Below are 1,704 nucleotides of genomic sequence, written 5' to 3'. Positions count from 1 at the left end.
GTCGTCTGACACGTCAGAGGGATACGGCTTGCGAACGCTCTCCATGCCCGCAGGTATGAATCAAACCAGTGGGAAAGTACATAACACCCTCTAGGCAACTCCGCATCGGAAAAGTCGATGGTAAACATGAGTATCTCGTGCCGGTTTTGGAGCGAGAGCAACACGCCTTTGATACGTTCCTTATTCTTGAAGCCGTTGAACCAGACAGATTTCATAACGGAGACGTGTTCTTTGTTGAAGGTTTTCGGGGAACGGGCAAAACGTCGCTGCTAAGATGGCACGCCAATTCAAAAACAAAGCAGGGTGCCATTACGGACTTCATCCTATTTAAGACGGACCTTACTGAAGATCAGCGCATGCACCTGTCGAGTGAGGTCGGCATATCTTGGACAGATGTAGATCCAAATAAAATGGAAGTTTCTCAGGATTTCAAGTCTGCCTGGGGGTGGTTCGTAGTCCATAAAATCGGTGAGAATCTTCAGGCGCACCCAAGTCTAGTCTCAATTGATGACGAAACTACTAGCCGAAAGATTATACGCCTCCTTGGGCTGAACGATGATAGCGTTTTTCGAAAGATCCTAGGATTTATGCCTCGCCTCGAAGGCGCGCATGTCAAGATCAAAGCTGATGTGGCATTTTTCGAAGCTGAGTTAGGAGGTGACTTCTCTCGGGCGGGAGATCAGGGCAAGGTCTCGCTAGACGCTTTAGTTAAGCGTGTAATGAGAGTTCTATCCGGCCTTAATATGGTTCAGCCGCTATTTATTTATTTCGATGAGTTGGAAGCGTTTTATCATTCGCCCGAACAACATAAGCGTGATCAACGTTTAGTTCGAGATTTATTGTTTACCATTGCTTCTATGAATGACCGGTTCCGCCAAGCCAATATACCTATCCACATTATCGGAGCGGTCAGGTCTGAGGTGATAGATTCTATGGGATCCTTAGGGCAGGAAATTGACCGCCTTGTTCACGACCGAGGATTTCTTATTTCATGGCATCATTCGAACCGTTCTGTTTCACACCCTTTGATGGAAATCGTGAGAAGAAAGCTGGCTTTTTCAGAGACTGTTGCTGGCTTGACGCAAAATGATGATATACTGGCGCGTTATTTTCCTAATAGTATTGATGGCAAGTCAATTGAGTCATTTTTGCTGGATAAATCTTTCTACAAGCCAAGAGACATTGTTTGGCGCCTGTCGCTAGCTCAGAAGCTGTTTCCTGCGGAAACGCGCTTTACTCAGAGTGTACTTCATGACACTGAAATGGAATACTCTTCCAAGCTATGGGACGAGGTGCGTTATGAGTTAAGTGCAATATATTCCGATGACGATATTAATAACATCGAGGCGGTATTGGCGGGAAGTTCGTCAGCTTTCAGTATAGATGATATGGAGCGCCGTTTTGATGAGGGGAGTAAGTCATCTCGGCTCTTGACAGCGCTACTGACGCGCCGCTCCGTTCGGGAGATTCTCACGGACCTTTATCGAATTGGCGCAATTGGAAACGTCTTTAGGACCGGCGCAACAGGGAGCCAGATCAGACATAGGTGGATATTTCGTGGTGACCCTACTCTTCTGGTCGAGAAGAGGATGGAAATCCATTCGGCGCTCCTAGGGCCGGGACCCATAAAAAGGATTCACAGAGCCGAGCTGGCGTGATTCAAGGTTTCCGGAAGGAGACCTCATTTGGACGACGGATATTTTT

1 protein-coding gene is annotated in these 1,704 nt (G+C 47.2%); it reads left to right on the top strand.

Annotated features, from left to right (window positions below; all coding sequences use genetic code 11):
* Window positions 1–137 precede the first annotated feature (137 nt).
* Window positions 138–1,658 carry a P-loop ATPase, Sll1717 family gene (locus ACYQ6W_RS22585; protein ID WP_459678540.1) on the top strand — a complete coding sequence of 507 codons (1,521 nt, stop codon included), beginning with the start codon at window positions 138–140 and terminating at the stop codon, window positions 1,656–1,658.
* Window positions 1,659–1,704: the final 46 nt, after the last annotated feature.

This window comes from Acidisoma sp. 7E03 (genome assembly GCF_054665075.1).
This window is presented reverse-complemented; position numbering and strand designations above follow the sequence as displayed.